Source organism: Trichococcus sp. (assembly GCF_049589555.1).
Taxonomy (GTDB): Bacteria; Bacillota; Bacilli; order Lactobacillales; family Aerococcaceae; genus Trichococcus.
The window spans coordinates 1-15127 of the sequence record NZ_JBAWAZ010000063.1 but is presented as its reverse complement, the minus strand read 5'-3'; the positions used below and the strand labels follow the sequence as shown (position 1 = coordinate 15127).

Below are 15127 nucleotides of genomic sequence, written 5' to 3'. Positions count from 1 at the left end.
GTTTCGCATCTTTTTCATTTATTATTGTCGATTCACAGCCTATTCACCGCATAACTGGTGCAACAAAAATGTCCCACGGTCCGTTTCGATTGTTTTCTCCAATATTTCTTCGCGCATGACAGTGGGCGGGACCGCCAAATCTCCAGCCAAACGAGTTACATCGAGCGGTTCCAATTCCCGACCTTCCAGGAAAAAACCTTTCTGCAAGCCGCAGATCAATTCTCCCGCCGCAAGCAGCAACTCTTTTCTGAATGCAACTGCCGACCGCAGCTGCTCCCACTCCGTTTTCTTCGCTGCCAGAAATTGTTGCACATCTTCATCATCATGCTGTAACATCTCTTCATAATATTCTTTTTGGAAAACAACAAACGGAGAAGCCCACTCATTGTACTTTACTGTCAGGTGCCCATCCACCAGCTGAAGATAAAGATCCGGTCTGGGCAAAGAAAGGCCGTCCTCGCCATATGCTGATCCCGGAGTCGGGTCCAAGGTTTGGGCATACTCAAAAACATCCTTCACGTCGGCCAGTTCAACATCCATCTCTTCAGCTATCGCTTGCCAGTTTTTATCGCTGAGGGCCGTAAAGTAATTTTCCAGAACATAATAGGCGATTTCCGGCGCATATTCATCACGCTCTGTCTGCAGCATCAGACATTCCTGCAGATTTCGGGCCCCTACACCCGGAGGATCCAATTGATGCAGGAGCGTCAACGCATCCAGCATCACGATCGGTTCGACACCCTTCTGTTCCGCAGCTTCATTTAGATCAATGGTGACGTACCCTTCCGGATTGATGAATGCCACCAAAAATAAAACCAAGTCGCGCAAGGGCGTGTCCCGCATATTTGCATAGATTTGTTCCAATAAGAATGTATCCAACGCCGGCACTTCTTCAAATACTTGTTCCATTGCAGAAACCATATCCATCGGATCGTCTTTATCCGGTTTATACACTACCGTTTTTTCTTTTACAGCGCGTTCATCGAATTCTTTATTGATTTTCACTTCGATCAAAGGATTGCCCAACGCTTTTTGCTGAAGATAAGCGAACAATTCTTCATTGTCGTACCCTACCAACCTCAGCGATTCCTCCAAGCTTTCCTTATCCATATGCATACTTGATATAACCGACACACTAACCCCTCCTCACCTTTTCAGAATCATTTTATCACACACAAGCGTTTATTGAAATCGTTTTCAATAAACGGAGTTAATTTCAGGAGGAGTGGAACTGTTGTTCTGACAAGTCAATATGAGGTTCTGCAAAGTAGAATAAGTGCCAAAACCATCTTGCAGTTTGGAATTCAATTTTCCCCTTGCTATCTTTCACGCTATAGGTTATAATTTTAATGTTGCTTGTCTCCTTGGTGTAATGGATATCACGTAAGATTCCGGTTCTTGAGATGGGGGTTCGATTCCCTCAGGAGACGTACTATTTTATTGACGCATCAATGTTTTTAGACTTTGAATGCAATACAAAATGCAAAAAATCTCCTTTCCCAAGCGGAAGCGGAGATTTTTTTTATTTCCTTATTGCTTCACCCTGAATCCGATTTGCATTTTCAAAATCTATTTTTGGACATTTGCTGACTGAAACGATATGATTGAATAAGGTATATTTCATCATAAAGCGCGAGGCTAAAGGCCAAACATTACAATTGACCTTTTCTGACCAATGAGTTAAAATAAACCATGTAAAGAAAAACTGTTCATTCAAACGAACGAGGAGGAAACATATATGAATTTAATCCCTACAGTAATCGAACAATCATCCCGTGGTGAACGTGCGTATGATATCTATTCCCGCCTTCTGAAGGATCGCATCATCATGTTGAGCGGCCCGATCGACGATTATACGGCGAACTCAGTCATTGCGCAATTACTATTCCTGGATGCACAAGATTCAGAAAAAGATATCTATATCTACATCAACTCACCAGGCGGAAGCGTCTCTGCTGGTTTGGCAATCTTCGATACGATGAACTTCATCAAGGCCGACGTTCAGACCATCGCAATGGGTATGGCAGCTTCGATGGGCAGCTTCTTGTTGACTGCCGGCGAAAAAGGCAAACGTTTCGCGTTGCCGAATGCTGAAATCATGATTCACCAACCGCTTGGCGGCGCGCAAGGTCAAGCAACCGAAATCGAAATCGCAGCTCGTCACATCCTGCAGACCCGCGAACGCCTGAACAAAATTTTGGCAGAACGCACAGGACAACCGATGGAAGTCATCGAACGCGATACAGACCGCGACAACTACATGACCGCCCAACAAGCCAAAGAATACGGCTTGATCGACGAAGTCATGGTCAACTCAAAATCATTGAAATAAAAATGTACGTTTAAAGCGAAGACTGTCAGCAAAAAGATGCTGATTGTCTTCGCTTTTTGTTTTGTGGTTGTTTTGTGGTGCTTGGCAGCTAGGTTGCGGCCATACCCCCTGAGTACAGCAGCGGATACGAGATCGCAGCTCCGGCGAGGCGGCCGCTTGCCGGAGGAGACCGGTTGACATCAACACGAACTCCTGCGAGGACATCCTCGCAGGAGTTCGCTCGCCAAATTGCAGCTGTGCTCCGGCTAAGCCTCCGTTCACCGGAGGACAGACGAAGAATTAAAAACAAACAATCCGCCTGCGCATCTCCAATTCGACAAAAAAGGCAGACGGAACGCAAGCGTTCCTGTCTGCCTTTCTTGATTCCTTAACGGATATAATTGAAGATATGTTCCCAGGTCTGCTTGCTGAATACAAGCATCGGATTGCCGTCACCGAGGACGCCATACCCGACCATCAGACCGGCTCCGAACAGAATGAAGGCCATCAACATGAAAATCAAAACCCACATCACCGTTGACAGTACAGGTTTGAAATCAAATTTCACAGCGATCACCTATCTTCCTTTTTTTATTTTGGTTTTTTGGATCAATCGTGCCAACAATCCGAAAAGCCCGCTGGACGGACGATTCTTTTGGTCGATGTTATTCAAGAGGATACCCGTTCCCAAAGCAACAGCATCCAAGGGTTTTTCCGCAGCGAAAACAGGGACCTTCAACTCGCTCGAGAAAAGTTTCTCGATTCCGCTGATCAAGGCGCCTCCGCCTGTCAAGACGATTCCGGTATTGATGATGTCCGCAGCCAATTCAGGAGGCGTCATTTCCAATACTTCCTTCGCTTGCTCCACGACAAGGACCAAGGTTTCGTGCATCGCTTCGTAGACTTCTTTGGAAGTGATGTAGATGGTGCGCGGAAGGCCCGTCACCATGTCACGGCCGCGGATCTCCATTTTTTCTTCCTTTTCAGGCTCCAAAGCGGTTCCGATGGTGATTTTGATCTTTTCAGCTGTCCGCTCGCCGATCAATAATTTGTGTTCTCTTTTTACGAAGTTCATGATGTCGGCATCCAGTTTATCGCCGGCTGTTTTGATTGAGCTGCTCGTTACGATGCCTCCCAATGACAAGACTGCGATATCACTCGTTCCGCCACCCATATCGATGACCATATTTCCGTTCGGCTGAAAAATGTCAAGCCCGGCTCCGACAGCCGCAACTTTCGGTTCTTCCTCCAGATACACATTCTTGCCGCCGCTCTTTTCTGCGGCTTGGATGATTGCTTTTTGTTCGATTGTTGTGATGTTCGTCGGACAACAGATCAAAATATTTGGCTTGGTCAAAAAGCCCTTTACATTCAAGCGATCTATAAAGTGGGTCAGCATTGCTTCGGTGATGTCAAAGTCTGCGATAACGCCGCCTTTCAACGGACGGATCACTCTGATGTTTGCCGGCGTACGCCCGACCATCATATAGGCTTCTTCCCCAACTGCTAAAACTTTTCCGGTTTTTGTGTCTACCGCTACAACGGAAGGCTCATTCAAAACGATACCTTTCCCTTTAACGTGAATCAGTACGTTCGCTGTACCTAAATCGATTCCTATATCTCTGGCCACGTTGTTCCCCTCTCAAACATTCATCATTTAGCGATAGCTATCTTGCGGACGACAGTTGTCCGACTTATTTTGCAAAAAGTGCTTCAACGTCTGCATCGCTGAAGGTATTCTTTACATCTTCCGTTACACGTTCGACATCAGCGCCCAATGCCTGTAGCTTTTTATCGAATTCATAATAACCGCGATCCAAATGCGACAAGTTAGTGACGCGCGTATAGCCTTTGGAAACAAGTCCAGCGATAATCAAAGCTGCTGCCGCACGTAAATCCGATGCGGCTACTTCTGCACCTTGAAGATCAGTATTGCCATGAAGCAGGACCGTCTGCCCTTCGACTTTGAAATCAGCGTTCATACGGCGCATCTCTTCCAAGTGCATGAAGCGGTTTTCGAATACCGTTTCGGTCATCGTGCTGGTGCCTTGGGACACCAATTGCGCAATCGTCATTTGTGCTTGCATATCGGTAGGGAACCCTGGATGCGGCATCGTTTTGACGTCAGTCGCTTTCAAAGTACGCGGACCGATTACGCGCAGGCCATTTTCTTCTTCCTGGAAGGCAACATGCATTTCCTTCAGTTTTGAAATCAGCGGTTTGTTGTGTTCGGCAATCGCATCTTCAATGAGAACATTCCCATTCGTGACTGCAGCCGCAATCATGAATGTCCCTGCTTCGATACGATCCGGGATGATCGAATGTTCCGTTGCTTTCATTGATGAAACACCTTCGATACGGATTGTTTCTGTTCCGGCTCCGATCACTTTCGCGCCCATGCGGTTCAAGAAATTCGCCAAGTCAACGATTTCAGGTTCGCGTGCGACGTTTTCGATGATAGTGGTTCCTTCAGCCAAAGTAGCGCCCATCATGATGTTCTGGGTTGCACCGACGCTTGGGAAGTCCAAGTAGATGCGTGCGCCGACTAATCTGTCGACTTTCGCTTCAACAAAGCCATTTTCGATCTTGATGTCGGCACCCATTGCTTCAAAACCTTTCAGATGAAGGTCGATAGGCCGTGTTCCGATGGCACAGCCGCCAGGCAAAGCGATGCGTGCATGGCCCAGACGTGCTAATAGCGGACCCATTACGACGATCGATGCACGCATTTTGCTGACATAAGCAAATGGTGCTTCAAAATTAATGTCGTTTGATGCATCCGCTAAGATGGTGTTGTTGTTTTCTTGAAATTCAACGCCGACATTCAGATGTTTCAGAACATTATTCATTGTGAAAACATCAGACAGTATCGGAACGTTCGTCAATACAGATTGCCCTTCGCTTGCCAAAAGTGTAGCAGCCAAAATCGGCAAAACTGCGTTTTTTGCGCCTTCAACTTTAACTGTTCCTTCAAGACGGTTACCGCCGCGAACAATTATTTTTTCCATTAAAAATCCCTCCGAAAGTCAATTGTGATTTCATTTGTATGTTTGTATGCAACTATTTAATAAAACTGGAACTCTGAACTGCCCGTACAGTGACAATCTCTTGTGCAACCGTGAGCGGATCACGAGAACAGCAAATAACTTATGTTCCGCGAAGTTGTCACCAACTCAAGCAGAAACGTACTTACTGTATAGCCTAAAGCAATCGACAGAAAGAAATAGAGCACCCGTGCTTCGCGTATGTGCCCCTTCCTTATCCATTTCTCCAATCTGATGGCTTTCATCGACCAGAAAGAAATGAAAATGAATATCATATGGGATAGCAATACTATTATACCGTTAAACATCGTTATGTCCAAGCGACGCACTCCTCCCATATTCTCAAACTATACTAACATAAATATTGTGAAAAAAAAACCAGGAAGATCGTTTTTGTCGGGCCATCTCCTAAGAATTTACTAAGAAAATCGTTTACATTTATTTCCCTAATCAGGTATAATAATATGTTACAACACATCAGAATGAAATTGCAGGCTATTTCTGTAGATAATTTGTGCATATTATCTCACCCACTAATTAATTGTCAGGAAATAATTGTCTGCAAAAAAAAGAGGCCATCTCTGGCCTCTTTTTTCAATTGGATCTGTTCTTCGAAACACCGATACGGTTGATGGCTTTCGACAGCGAGATCTTCGCCCGTTGGAATTCTTTTTCGTTTTTGATATCGCGAGCCTCTGCCATTCGTTTTTCAGCGCGTTCTTTGGCGACTTCAGCACGGTCGATGTCGATATCCTTTTCGCGTTCCGCACTGTTCGCAATGATGTTGACGATATTGTCACGCACTTCCATGATGCCGCCGTTGACGGCAATATGGTTCTGAGCCAACTCATCGGTCACGCGTGTTACGATCAGGTCAGCGATCGCCAAAGGCACAATGATCGGGGTATGATTTGGCATGATGGTAATGCCGCCGTCCGTTGTCTTGGCGGTCACCGCTTTAGCACGATGCTGAAAGGCGATACCATCCGGCGTCACCACGTTGACTTGCAGGTATGCCATCTTATTCCCCTCCTTTGTAGCCTAATTCTTTCGCTTTGTTCAGAACTTCCTCGATCGTACCGACGTTGCGGAAAGCTTCTTCCGGCACACCGTCGTATTTACCTTCCACGATCCCTTTGAAGCCGCGCACGGTTTCGGATACAGGGACATACGATCCGGGAACGCCAGTAAAGGCTTCGGCCACATGGAAGTTTTGGGACAGGAAGAATTGGATTCTTCTAGCGCGGTTAACAGTGATTTTTTCGGAATCGGACAATTCGTCCATACCTAGGATAGCGATGATATCCTGCAGTTCACGATAACGTTGCAGAATGCGTTGCACTTTCGTGGCAACGTCATAATGTTCATCCCCGACGATTTCCGGAGATAAAGCACTTGAAGAGGAAGCCAATGGATCCACAGCGGGATAAATCCCCTGCTCAGTCAGTTTACGCTCCAAGTTGGTTGTTGCATCCAGATGGGCAAAGGTTGTTGCCGGTGCCGGATCGGTATAGTCATCCGCCGGTACATAGATTGCTTGGATGGAAGTGATCGAACCATCTTTTGTGGAACTGATCCGTTCCTGAAGTTGGCCCATCTCTGTCGCCAACGTCGGTTGATACCCTACTGCTGAAGGCATCCGGCCCAATAGCGCGGAAACTTCGGAACCAGCTTGGGTGAACCGGTAAATATTATCGATGAACAACAGCACATCCTGTTTTTCTTCATCACGGAAATGTTCCGCCATCGTCAAACCGGACAAGGCGACACGCATACGTGCACCAGGCGGCTCATTCATTTGACCGAATACCATGGCCGTCTTTTCACCGACGCCCGACTCCTGCATTTCGTGGTAAAGGTCATTTCCCTCACGCGTACGCTCACCGACACCCGTGAACACAGAGATGCCGCCATGCTGTTCGGCTACGTTATGGATCAATTCTTGGATCAGTACCGTCTTACCGACACCGGCTCCACCGAAAAGACCAATTTTTCCGCCTTTCAGATAAGGCGCCAGTAAGTCGATGACCTTGATGCCTGTTTCCAGGATTTCAAAGTTACTGCTCAACTGGTCAAAAGTCGGTGCTTTTCTGTGAATGGATTCACGACGGAAATCATCAGGGATATCGCCCTTCAAATCGATCGCCTCACCCAACACGTTGAACACACGGCCTAACGTGCCTAAACCAACCGGCACTTTGATAGGTGCTCCGGTATCGACAACAGTTAAGCCTCTTTGCAGGCCATCGGTCGATTCCATTGCGATTGCGCGAACAATACCATTCCCCAGTTCAAGCGAAACCTCCAAAACGATGGTTTCCCCTTCTTCATTACTCCCAGCTTTGGGCGCCTTGTGTACGATCAGCGCATTGCGGATGTCCGGGACACCTTCTTCCAATGGGAAGCCAACGTCGACTACCGGCCCGATTACTTGTACAATATGACCTTTTTTCATGCCTTTTCCTCCCATTTTCTAATCTTCCAGAGCAGAAGCTCCACCGACGATTTCGGTGATTTCTTGCGTGATTGCAGTCTGTCTCACTCGGTTGTATTGAATCGTCATATCGTTGATCATATTGTTCGCATTATCGGTGGCGCTCTTCATGGCCGTCATGCGTGAAGCATGCTCGGATGATTTAGCGTCGATAATGGCGCCGTAGATCAAACTTTCCGCATATTGCGGAAGCAAAATTTCCAAAATTTCTTCTTTGTTTGGTTCAAAAAGATAATCGACTTCGTAACCGACCGCTTCATGGGAATCCAAGTCCGTCAACGGCAGCATTTTTTCAGCCCGATACTCGGAGATCAAAGCGTTGACATGATGTTTGTAACAAACATACAACTCATCAAAAGCACCATCACGATAAAGCTGGATCGCCTTCACTACGATATCACTGACTTCCGTAAAGCTGGGCTGGTCGTTCAGATCCCTGATTTCGAATGCAACTTCGATGCCACTCTTTCTGAGATCATCAGCGACCGCTCCGCCGACCGACAGCACAACAAACTCATCGTTTGAAGCATGGTCGATCGCAAGCATATCTTTTGTTGCTTTAAGGATCGAACTGTTGTATCCTCCTGCCAAGCCTTTATCGGATGAAATGATCAGATAGCCCGTTTTGCGGACCGGACGTTCGATCAACATATCGTGAAAATCGACCAGAACCTGGTCGCTCGCTGATAAATGGCCATGTTCCTCAATCAAAGATAATTGTGTGCTGGCTATATGTGTTACGATTTCGCGTATTTTTGCTGCATAAAGCTGATATCCCCGCACCTTTTGTTCGGCACGTATCAGTTTGGAGGCAGATACCATTTGCATGGCGCTTGTTATTTGACTTGTCTTCTTTGTGGAAGAAATGCGTTTCCGGATGTCTATTAAAGACTCTGCCATATTATCACCTCAATATTATCTGTTCATGCTGACCAATCTACTCGACATGCGGAATAAAGATGCTCGCAAATGCACTTAGCGCTTCATCCAGGTCTTCCGTAGGCGGCAAGTCTTTTGTCTCCGAAATGATGGAGAACAGATTTGGATAGGACATTTTGACGAATTTGAACAGCTCAGACTCATATCGTTCGATGTCCTGTACCGGAATGGAATCGATAAATCCGTGCGTCAATGCATAGAGAATGAGAACTTGTTTTTCGACATCCAAGGTCTTGTGCAAATCCTGTTTCAGTATTTCGACGGTTCTGCGGCCGCGGCTAAGGCGTTTCTGTGTGGAAACATCCAAATCCGAACCGAACTGGGTGAATGCTTCCAGTTCGCGATAGCTGGCCAAATCGATACGCAGCGTTCCTGACACTTTTTTCATGGCTTTGATTTGAGCAGACCCGCCGACACGGGAAACGGACAAACCGGCAGATAGAGCCGGACGGATTCCCGAGAAGAACAAATCGCTTTCCAGGAAAATCTGACCATCCGTGATGGAGATGACGTTCGTCGGAATATAAGCGGAGATATCCCCAGCTTGCGTCTCTACGATTGGAAGGGAGGTGATGGAACCGCCGCCCAACTCATCGTTCAATTTTGCCGAGCGTTCCAACAGACGGGAGTGCAAGTAGAAGACATCCCCTGGATACGCCTCGCGACCTGGCGGACGGCGCAACAGCAAGGACATTTCGCGGTATGCAGCTGCCTGCTTGGAAAGATCATCGTATACGATGAGGACGTGTTTGCCTTTGTGCATGAACTCCTCAGCCATCGCTGTAGCAGCGTAAGGCGCGATATAAAGCATCGGCGCGGATTGCGAAGCACTGGCGGTCACGACAATCGTATAATCCATTGCATGATATTTTTTCAATGTTTCCGTCATATTACGGACTGTCGATTCCTTTTGTCCGATTGCGACGTAGATGCAGATAACATCTTTTCCTCGTTGGTTGATGATTGCATCGATTGCGATGCTTGTTTTCCCGGTTTTGCGGTCACCGATGATCAGCTCGCGTTGGCCTCGACCGATAGGCACCAAAGCATCCAATGCTTTTAGGCCGGTCTGAAGAGGTTCTCTGACGGACTGACGATCCATAACGCCCGGTGCTGCATTTTCAACCGGTCTTGTGCCGGTCGTTTCGATGCTGCCTAAGCCATCCACTGGGCTGCCTAACGCATCCACAACGCGCCCGATCAAAGCATCTCCGACCGGTACTTCCATGATTTTGCCTGTGCGTTTAACGATATCGCCCTCATGAATATTTTCATAAGCTCCAAAAATGATGATACCGACATCCGTCATTTCCAGGTTTTGGGCCATACCGATGGAACCGTTGGAAAACTCCAACAATTCACCTGACATGACGTTCTCCAAACCTTTCGCACGTGCGATTCCATCACCGATGTAGGTAACTTTCCCAATTTCTTCAAACTCTGATACAGATTGAAAAGTGTTGATCCTATTTTTGATCAATGAACTCAAATCTTCGTTTTCAGTAGCCACATTATTCACCTCTTCAACCCTATTAATCTTTTAGGATATGTCTCTTCATTTCTTTCAACTTTGTAGCGATGGTATTGTCGAAATAATGATTCTCCGACTCCAACCGGACGCCGCCCATCACCGAGGGATCGACCACTTCAGTCACAAAGAAGGTCGCTTCCCCGATTCTTTTTTCCATTTTGTCCATGATGCGCGTCTTTTGTTCTGCCGTTAAAGGAACAGCAGAAGTCAACTTCATATTCACGAACTCTTTTTTACTTTCGTACAGTGCATTGAACGCCTTGACGGAAGCCAAGATACCTTCGTTATCAAGGTTATCTTGGAGTCCTTCGAGAAACTGAAGCGTCTCGGGAGCGAGATACTTCACTGCCAAATCAAGATTTGGCTTCTCACCCGCTGCGGCGTCTGCGTGATTGAAGGCTTCCTTTAACTGCGATAGATCGAGATAGAGTCTATCCGCAATCTTCGAGTTTGTCAGGCGGTTATAGTAGGCTTGCACATAGGCTTCTACAGTAGCGATTGCTTTACCTTCCTTTTCCATATCAATCATCCAGCCCTTCAATGAAAGCTTCGATCAAAGTTTGTTGATCTGCATGGTTGATCTCCTTGCCGAGGATCTTTTCAGCGATTTCCACTGATATGACTCCGATTTCGGCGCGTAATCCTTCAAGAGCCTGTTTTCTTTCGAGTTCGAGCTCTTTTTGGGTCACTTGTTTGATTCGTAGCGCATCTTCTTTTGCTTCTTTGATGATTTCCTTTTGTATTTCATTGCCTTCCGCTTGAGCCCTGTTCAAAATATCGCTCGCTGTAGTTCTGACTTCTATCAGTTGCGCATCGACTTCCGCGTGTTTCTTCTCGGCATTCTCGCGCGCACTTGCCGCTTTATCAATATTTGCATGTATCATTTCTTCCCGATCCGTTAAGATCTTCATCAAAGGCTGCCATGCGAATTTTTTGATAAGAGCCATCAATATCAGAAATGACAGCAGCGTGACAATCGTATCACCTAATGCGGTGATCTCTCCCAATACGAGATTGGCTGTCATTCTCATCCCTCCTGTAGTTATCTGTCTTTCTGGTCCCTATTATTGGAAAATCAGTAAGAAAGCTATAACTACCGCCATGATGGGAACAGCTTCGATCAAACCGACACCGATGAACATCAAAGTCTGTAATTTACTTTGTAATTCAGGTTGTCTTGCGATCGCTTCGATTGTAGTAGAAATAACCTTTCCGTTTCCTAATGATGCTCCGATTGCCGCACCGGCAACCGCAATAGCAGCTCCTATAAAGTTCATAATAATAATCTCCTTTTTCTCATATAATAATGCACACTTATTAAACTCAGGGATCAGCAGTTTATTCCGCTTCGATCTTATGAGCGAGGTAAACCATAGTCAACGTAGTGAAGACGAACGCTTGGATGGATCCGATAAAGATGGAGAATCCTTGCCAAACCATTTGGAGAGGAATCCCGACCACCCAAGTCAACAAGCCGTATGAATTCGCTAATGAAGCAATCAACCCCAACAAAATTTCACCGGCATAAATATTTCCGTAAAGACGCAATGCCAATGTCAAAGTGTTCGTGAATTCCTCCAAAATTTTGATCGGCATGAGAGGTGCGACAGGACGAACATAACTGTTCATGAAATATTCCTTGAACCCATTCTCCTTGATACCAAAGTAATGCGTCAGTAAAATCACCATCAAGGCCAAGCCTAATGTGACGATTGGACTGGCTGTCGGACTCTTCCAATAGGAGTAGCCATCGATGTTCAAGATGAACACAAGCCCCAACATATTGGCAACCCATACAAATAGGAACAAAGTGAATCCCAACAAGTGGAATTGTTGCCCGACTTTCCAATGAAGCGAGCTGGAAATCATGTTTCGGATAAAATCAACCAAATATTCAATCGCCAATTGGCTTTTGGATGTTGGCCTCACCGCCAGTTTTCGGGTAGCAATAAAACAAAATAAAAAAACAATGATGCAAGTCGCCAATACACTTATGATGATATTCAAACTGAAACCCAATCCCATAAAATGGATGACTTTAGATTCAGCTTCCAATATTTTCACCTCTTTTCAATACAAATAAAAAAACAGCTATGCCAAACCTATTCCACGCTACATTATTTTAAAAGACATTCGTAAAAGTAGACAACTAATTTAGCTGGACCTGCCATACTCTAGTCACAATAAGTGGCTATTTCATAAGTTTCTTTGCATATCTGTTCAACATCGCTAATCATAACACCAACTTTATCGAAATTCAAAGCAAATATACGGAATATAAGGATATTTTCGGCCTTTTCATGAAAATGATGAAAAGATACCGCCTTCATTATCATAGATACTCAATACATAAATATACTTATAGGATTATGAAAATCCGAACGCTGATCAAAAAGTGGTTCGACTGGGGAAATAAAAGCAAATTTATTGCCTTTCATGCTACCCTTCAAACCCGTCGGCACGATAACCTTACGCGATTGAAGTATAATAAACTTAACTTGCACAAAAAAAATGAGCCAGAAATACCCATCGGATATCTGGCTCAGCTCTTTATTTTCATTTTTCAAGATTATGTAAATGGGAAGATCGTTCTCATGATAATATTGACTGTTCGACAATTATGGACACAATTGTCTCAATGCCATTTTGAACGCTTATTTTGTGCCGAACAATCGGTCGCCAGCGTCACCCAAACCAGGCAGGATGTAGCTGTTTTCGTCCAATCTTTCATCCAAAGAAGCTGCATAGATATCCACATCCGGATAAGCCGCGTGCAATGCCTCCACCCCTTCAGGAGCTGCCACAAGGCAGATGAATTTCATGGATGATGGTGATGCGCCTCTCTTTTCCAACGCTTCAATAGCTGCGATAGCTGATCCGCCTGTCGCCAACATTGGGTCAACGATGAACAATTGACGATCTTGGATGTCCGTCGGTAATTTCACGAAATATTCTACTGGCTCCAATGTCTCATGGTCACGGTACATGCCGATATGGCCAACTTTTGCAGCAGGCAGCATCGCCAAGAAACCATCGACCATCCCTAAACCTGCACGCAGGATCGGAATGATGGCAACCTTTTTACCTGATAACGTTTTTTGAGTCGTTTTCACCAATGGCGTTTCGATCTCGATGTCTTCCAAAGGCATGTCCCTTGTTACTTCATAAGCCATCAACATCGCGATTTCGCTTACTACTTCACGGAAAACCTTTGTTCCGCACTCTTTCTCGCGGATGATTGTTAATTTGTGTTGAATCAACGGGTGATTCATTACATGGAATTCTCCCATATACTTTTGCCCCACTTTCCTATTTTTGCTCAACCTATTGTAATGGAAAACCGCTGCAAATACCAGAAATAAAACAATGAGAAAACACTGGAAGGAATATTTAGGAAGAAACAACTCCAATTATGCTTGTTTTTGGGATAAATGATGCGGTCGTCGGCTGTTCGGTATTTCATATCTACATTCAGCCGACGACGCGGCCTGCTATGGGCAAACCCTGCTCCGACCGAATAAAAGAGCTGTCTCATTGAGAGACAGCTCTTCGGTAATCTATTATGCTTCAGTTGCAGCTAATTTTTTGTGCAATGGGAAAGCTTGCGTGATGGCTTTGACAGCAGCACGGACTTCATCCAATTTCGCTTCATCTGTGTGGTTTTGGATAGTTTCCACGATCAATTCAGCAACCTTACGTGCTTCTGCTTCCTTCAAGCCTCTAGTTGTGATGGCAGGTGTGCCGATACGGATGCCGCTGGCTTTGTTGGCGCCAAGCGTTTCGAAAGGAATCGTATTTTTGTTGACAGTGATTTCAACGGTATCCAACAATTTTTCTACTTGTTTTCCGTTCAAGCCGCTGCTTGTAACATCCAACAATAATAAGTGATTGTCTGTTCCACCACTGATGACGCGCAGGTCGGATGCATTGAAGACATCAGCCATTGCTTGGGCATTTTTGATGACTTGTCCGATATATTCAGTATACTCTGGCGTTGCAGCTTCAAAGAATGATACAGCTTTAGCAGCGATGACGTGCTCTAAAGGACCGCCTTGGATGCCTGGGAACACAGCGCTGTTCAACTTTTTGCCGAATTCTTCTTTGGCTAAGATGACGCCGCCGCGCGGGCCACGTAACGTTTTGTGTGTTGTAGTGGTTACGATGTGGGCATATTCAACCGGATTTTGGTGATGTCCTGTTGCGCAAAGTCCTGCGATATGAGCCATATCGACCATGAAGTAAGCGCCGACTTCATCAGCGATTTCTCTCAAACGTTTGAAATCGATTGCGCGTGGGTATGCGCTGGCGCCTGCAACGATCAATTTTGGTTGTTCTTTCAGGGCAATCTCTCTGACAGTGTCATAATTGATTGTTTCTGATTCTTTTTCCACACCGTAAGCAACGAAGTCATATGTCTGGCCGCTGAAATTCACGGATGCTCCATGCGTCAAGTGACCGCCATGGCTCAGATCCATACCCAAAATTTTGTCTCCGGGTTGAACTAACGCACGGTAAGCCGCCATATTCGCTTGGGAACCGGAGTGCGGTTGTACGTTGGCGTATTCTGCACCGAATATTGCTTTAATGCGATCGATCGCCAAATTTTCGATGATATCGATAAATTCGCAACCACCATAGTAACGACGACCAGGGTAGCCTTCAGCATATTTGTTGGTCAAGATGCTGCCTTGTGCTCTCATAACATCTTCAGATACAAAGTTTTCGGAAGCAATCAGCTCGATTCCGTTCTCTTGTCTTTCGCGTTCTTTATCAATTGCTGCAAATAATTCTTTATCCATGTTTGCACC

15 protein-coding genes, 1 tRNA gene and 1 pseudogene are annotated in these 15127 nt (G+C 45.7%); 2 read left to right on the top strand and 15 right to left on the bottom strand.

Going from position 1 to position 15127, the window contains the following annotated elements:
• Positions 1 to 39: 39 nt before the first annotated feature.
• The gene (locus tag WBV27_RS03120) at positions 40 to 1134 is read right to left on the bottom strand and encodes a hypothetical protein (protein WP_424199323.1); all 1095 of its coding nucleotides are present in this window, start codon (positions 1132 to 1134) and stop codon (positions 40 to 42) included.
• 224 nt (positions 1135 to 1358) lie between these two features.
• Between WBV27_RS03120 and WBV27_RS03115 the strand changes: the two genes are divergently transcribed.
• Positions 1359 to 1430, top strand: a tRNA-Arg gene (locus WBV27_RS03115).
• Positions 1431 to 1711: 281 nt separating this feature from the next.
• The gene (gene clpP / locus WBV27_RS03110) at positions 1712 to 2332 is read left to right on the top strand and encodes an ATP-dependent Clp endopeptidase proteolytic subunit ClpP (protein WP_424199350.1); all 621 of its coding nucleotides are present in this window, start codon (positions 1712 to 1714) and stop codon (positions 2330 to 2332) included.
• 367 nt (positions 2333 to 2699) lie between these two features.
• Here clpP and WBV27_RS03105 read toward each other — a convergent pair whose 3' ends face one another.
• From WBV27_RS03105 to glyA, 14 genes and pseudogenes are all read right to left on the bottom strand, one after another.
• Entirely contained in the window at positions 2700 to 2888 is a 189-nt protein-coding gene (locus tag WBV27_RS03105; RefSeq protein ID WP_233436832.1) for a DNA-directed RNA polymerase subunit beta, read from the bottom strand.
• An 81-nt stretch (positions 2889 to 2969) separates the two neighbouring features.
• Positions 2970 to 3941, bottom strand: a pseudogene (locus tag WBV27_RS03100) (rod shape-determining protein); the annotation flags it as partial.
• A gap of 64 nt (positions 3942 to 4005) precedes the next feature.
• Positions 4006 to 5319: a UDP-N-acetylglucosamine 1-carboxyvinyltransferase gene (murA, locus tag WBV27_RS03095; RefSeq protein ID WP_424199321.1), complete on the bottom strand. Its 1314-nt coding sequence runs from the start codon at positions 5317 to 5319 to the stop codon at positions 4006 to 4008.
• Positions 5320 to 5438: 119 nt separating this feature from the next.
• Positions 5439 to 5663 carry a DUF1146 family protein gene (locus tag WBV27_RS03090; protein ID WP_086627594.1) on the bottom strand — a complete coding sequence of 75 codons (225 nt, stop codon included), beginning with the start codon at positions 5661 to 5663 and terminating at the stop codon, positions 5439 to 5441.
• A 286-nt stretch (positions 5664 to 5949) separates the two neighbouring features.
• Entirely contained in the window at positions 5950 to 6375 is a 426-nt protein-coding gene (locus tag WBV27_RS03085; protein WP_424199319.1) for a F0F1 ATP synthase subunit epsilon, read from the bottom strand.
• Between the two features lies 1 nt (position 6376).
• A complete protein-coding gene (gene atpD / locus WBV27_RS03080; protein ID WP_424199317.1) occupies positions 6377 to 7810 on the bottom strand; it encodes a F0F1 ATP synthase subunit beta in 1434 nt (477 codons plus the stop codon).
• An 18-nt stretch (positions 7811 to 7828) separates the two neighbouring features.
• Positions 7829 to 8749 (bottom strand): F0F1 ATP synthase subunit gamma, encoded by a 921-nt coding sequence (locus tag WBV27_RS03075; protein WP_424199315.1) that lies wholly within the window; start codon positions 8747 to 8749, stop codon positions 7829 to 7831.
• A 37-nt stretch (positions 8750 to 8786) separates the two neighbouring features.
• The gene (gene atpA, locus WBV27_RS03070; RefSeq protein ID WP_424199313.1) at positions 8787 to 10298 is read right to left on the bottom strand and encodes a F0F1 ATP synthase subunit alpha; all 1512 of its coding nucleotides are present in this window, start codon (positions 10296 to 10298) and stop codon (positions 8787 to 8789) included.
• Between the two features lie 22 nt (positions 10299 to 10320).
• Complete coding sequence (locus WBV27_RS03065) at positions 10321 to 10848, bottom strand: F0F1 ATP synthase subunit delta (protein ID WP_424199311.1); 528 nt, start codon at positions 10846 to 10848, stop codon at positions 10321 to 10323.
• Positions 10841 to 11344, bottom strand: coding sequence for a F0F1 ATP synthase subunit B (gene atpF, locus WBV27_RS03060; protein WP_424199309.1), 504 nt, complete (start codon positions 11342 to 11344; stop codon positions 10841 to 10843). The genes WBV27_RS03065 and atpF overlap by 8 nt, the downstream gene beginning before the upstream one ends.
• Positions 11345 to 11383: 39 nt before the next feature.
• A complete protein-coding gene (atpE, locus tag WBV27_RS03055; RefSeq protein ID WP_086627433.1) occupies positions 11384 to 11596 on the bottom strand; it encodes a F0F1 ATP synthase subunit C in 213 nt (70 codons plus the stop codon).
• Positions 11597 to 11657: 61 nt separating this feature from the next.
• Positions 11658 to 12374, bottom strand: a complete 717-nt coding sequence (gene atpB, locus WBV27_RS03050; protein ID WP_086627431.1) for a F0F1 ATP synthase subunit A — start codon at positions 12372 to 12374, stop codon at positions 11658 to 11660.
• A gap of 599 nt (positions 12375 to 12973) precedes the next feature.
• A complete protein-coding gene (gene upp / locus WBV27_RS03045; RefSeq protein ID WP_424199306.1) occupies positions 12974 to 13609 on the bottom strand; it encodes a uracil phosphoribosyltransferase in 636 nt (211 codons plus the stop codon).
• A 270-nt stretch (positions 13610 to 13879) separates the two neighbouring features.
• A complete protein-coding gene (gene glyA, locus WBV27_RS03040) occupies positions 13880 to 15118 on the bottom strand; it encodes a serine hydroxymethyltransferase (protein ID WP_424199347.1) in 1239 nt (412 codons plus the stop codon).
• Between the last annotated feature and the right edge of the window lie 9 nt (positions 15119 to 15127).

Bases quoted from the DNA above. Each gene is read 5' to 3' on its own strand.
- atpF (WP_424199309.1), bottom strand. From the start codon at position 11,344: ATGACAGCCAATCTCGTATTGGGAGAGATCACCGCATTAGGTGATACG.
- WBV27_RS03085 (WP_424199319.1), bottom strand. From the start codon at position 6,375: ATGGCATACCTGCAAGTCAACGTGGTGACGCCGGATGGTATCGCCTTT.
- murA (WP_424199321.1), bottom strand. From the start codon at position 5,319: ATGGAAAAAATAATTGTTCGCGGCGGTAACCGTCTTGAAGGAACAGTT.
- atpD (WP_424199317.1), bottom strand. From the start codon at position 7,810: ATGAAAAAAGGTCATATTGTACAAGTAATCGGGCCGGTAGTCGACGTT.
- WBV27_RS03090 (WP_086627594.1), bottom strand. From the start codon at position 5,663: ATGTTTAACGGTATAATAGTATTGCTATCCCATATGATATTCATTTTC.
- glyA (WP_424199347.1), bottom strand. From the start codon at position 15,118: ATGGATAAAGAATTATTTGCAGCAATTGATAAAGAACGCGAAAGACAA.
- atpE (WP_086627433.1), bottom strand. From the start codon at position 11,596: ATGAACTTTATAGGAGCTGCTATTGCGGTTGCCGGTGCGGCAATCGGA.
- upp (WP_424199306.1), bottom strand. From the start codon at position 13,609: ATGGGAGAATTCCATGTAATGAATCACCCGTTGATTCAACACAAATTA.
- WBV27_RS03075 (WP_424199315.1), bottom strand. From the start codon at position 8,749: ATGGCAGAGTCTTTAATAGACATCCGGAAACGCATTTCTTCCACAAAG.
- WBV27_RS03065 (WP_424199311.1), bottom strand. From the start codon at position 10,848: ATGATTGATATGGAAAAGGAAGGTAAAGCAATCGCTACTGTAGAAGCC.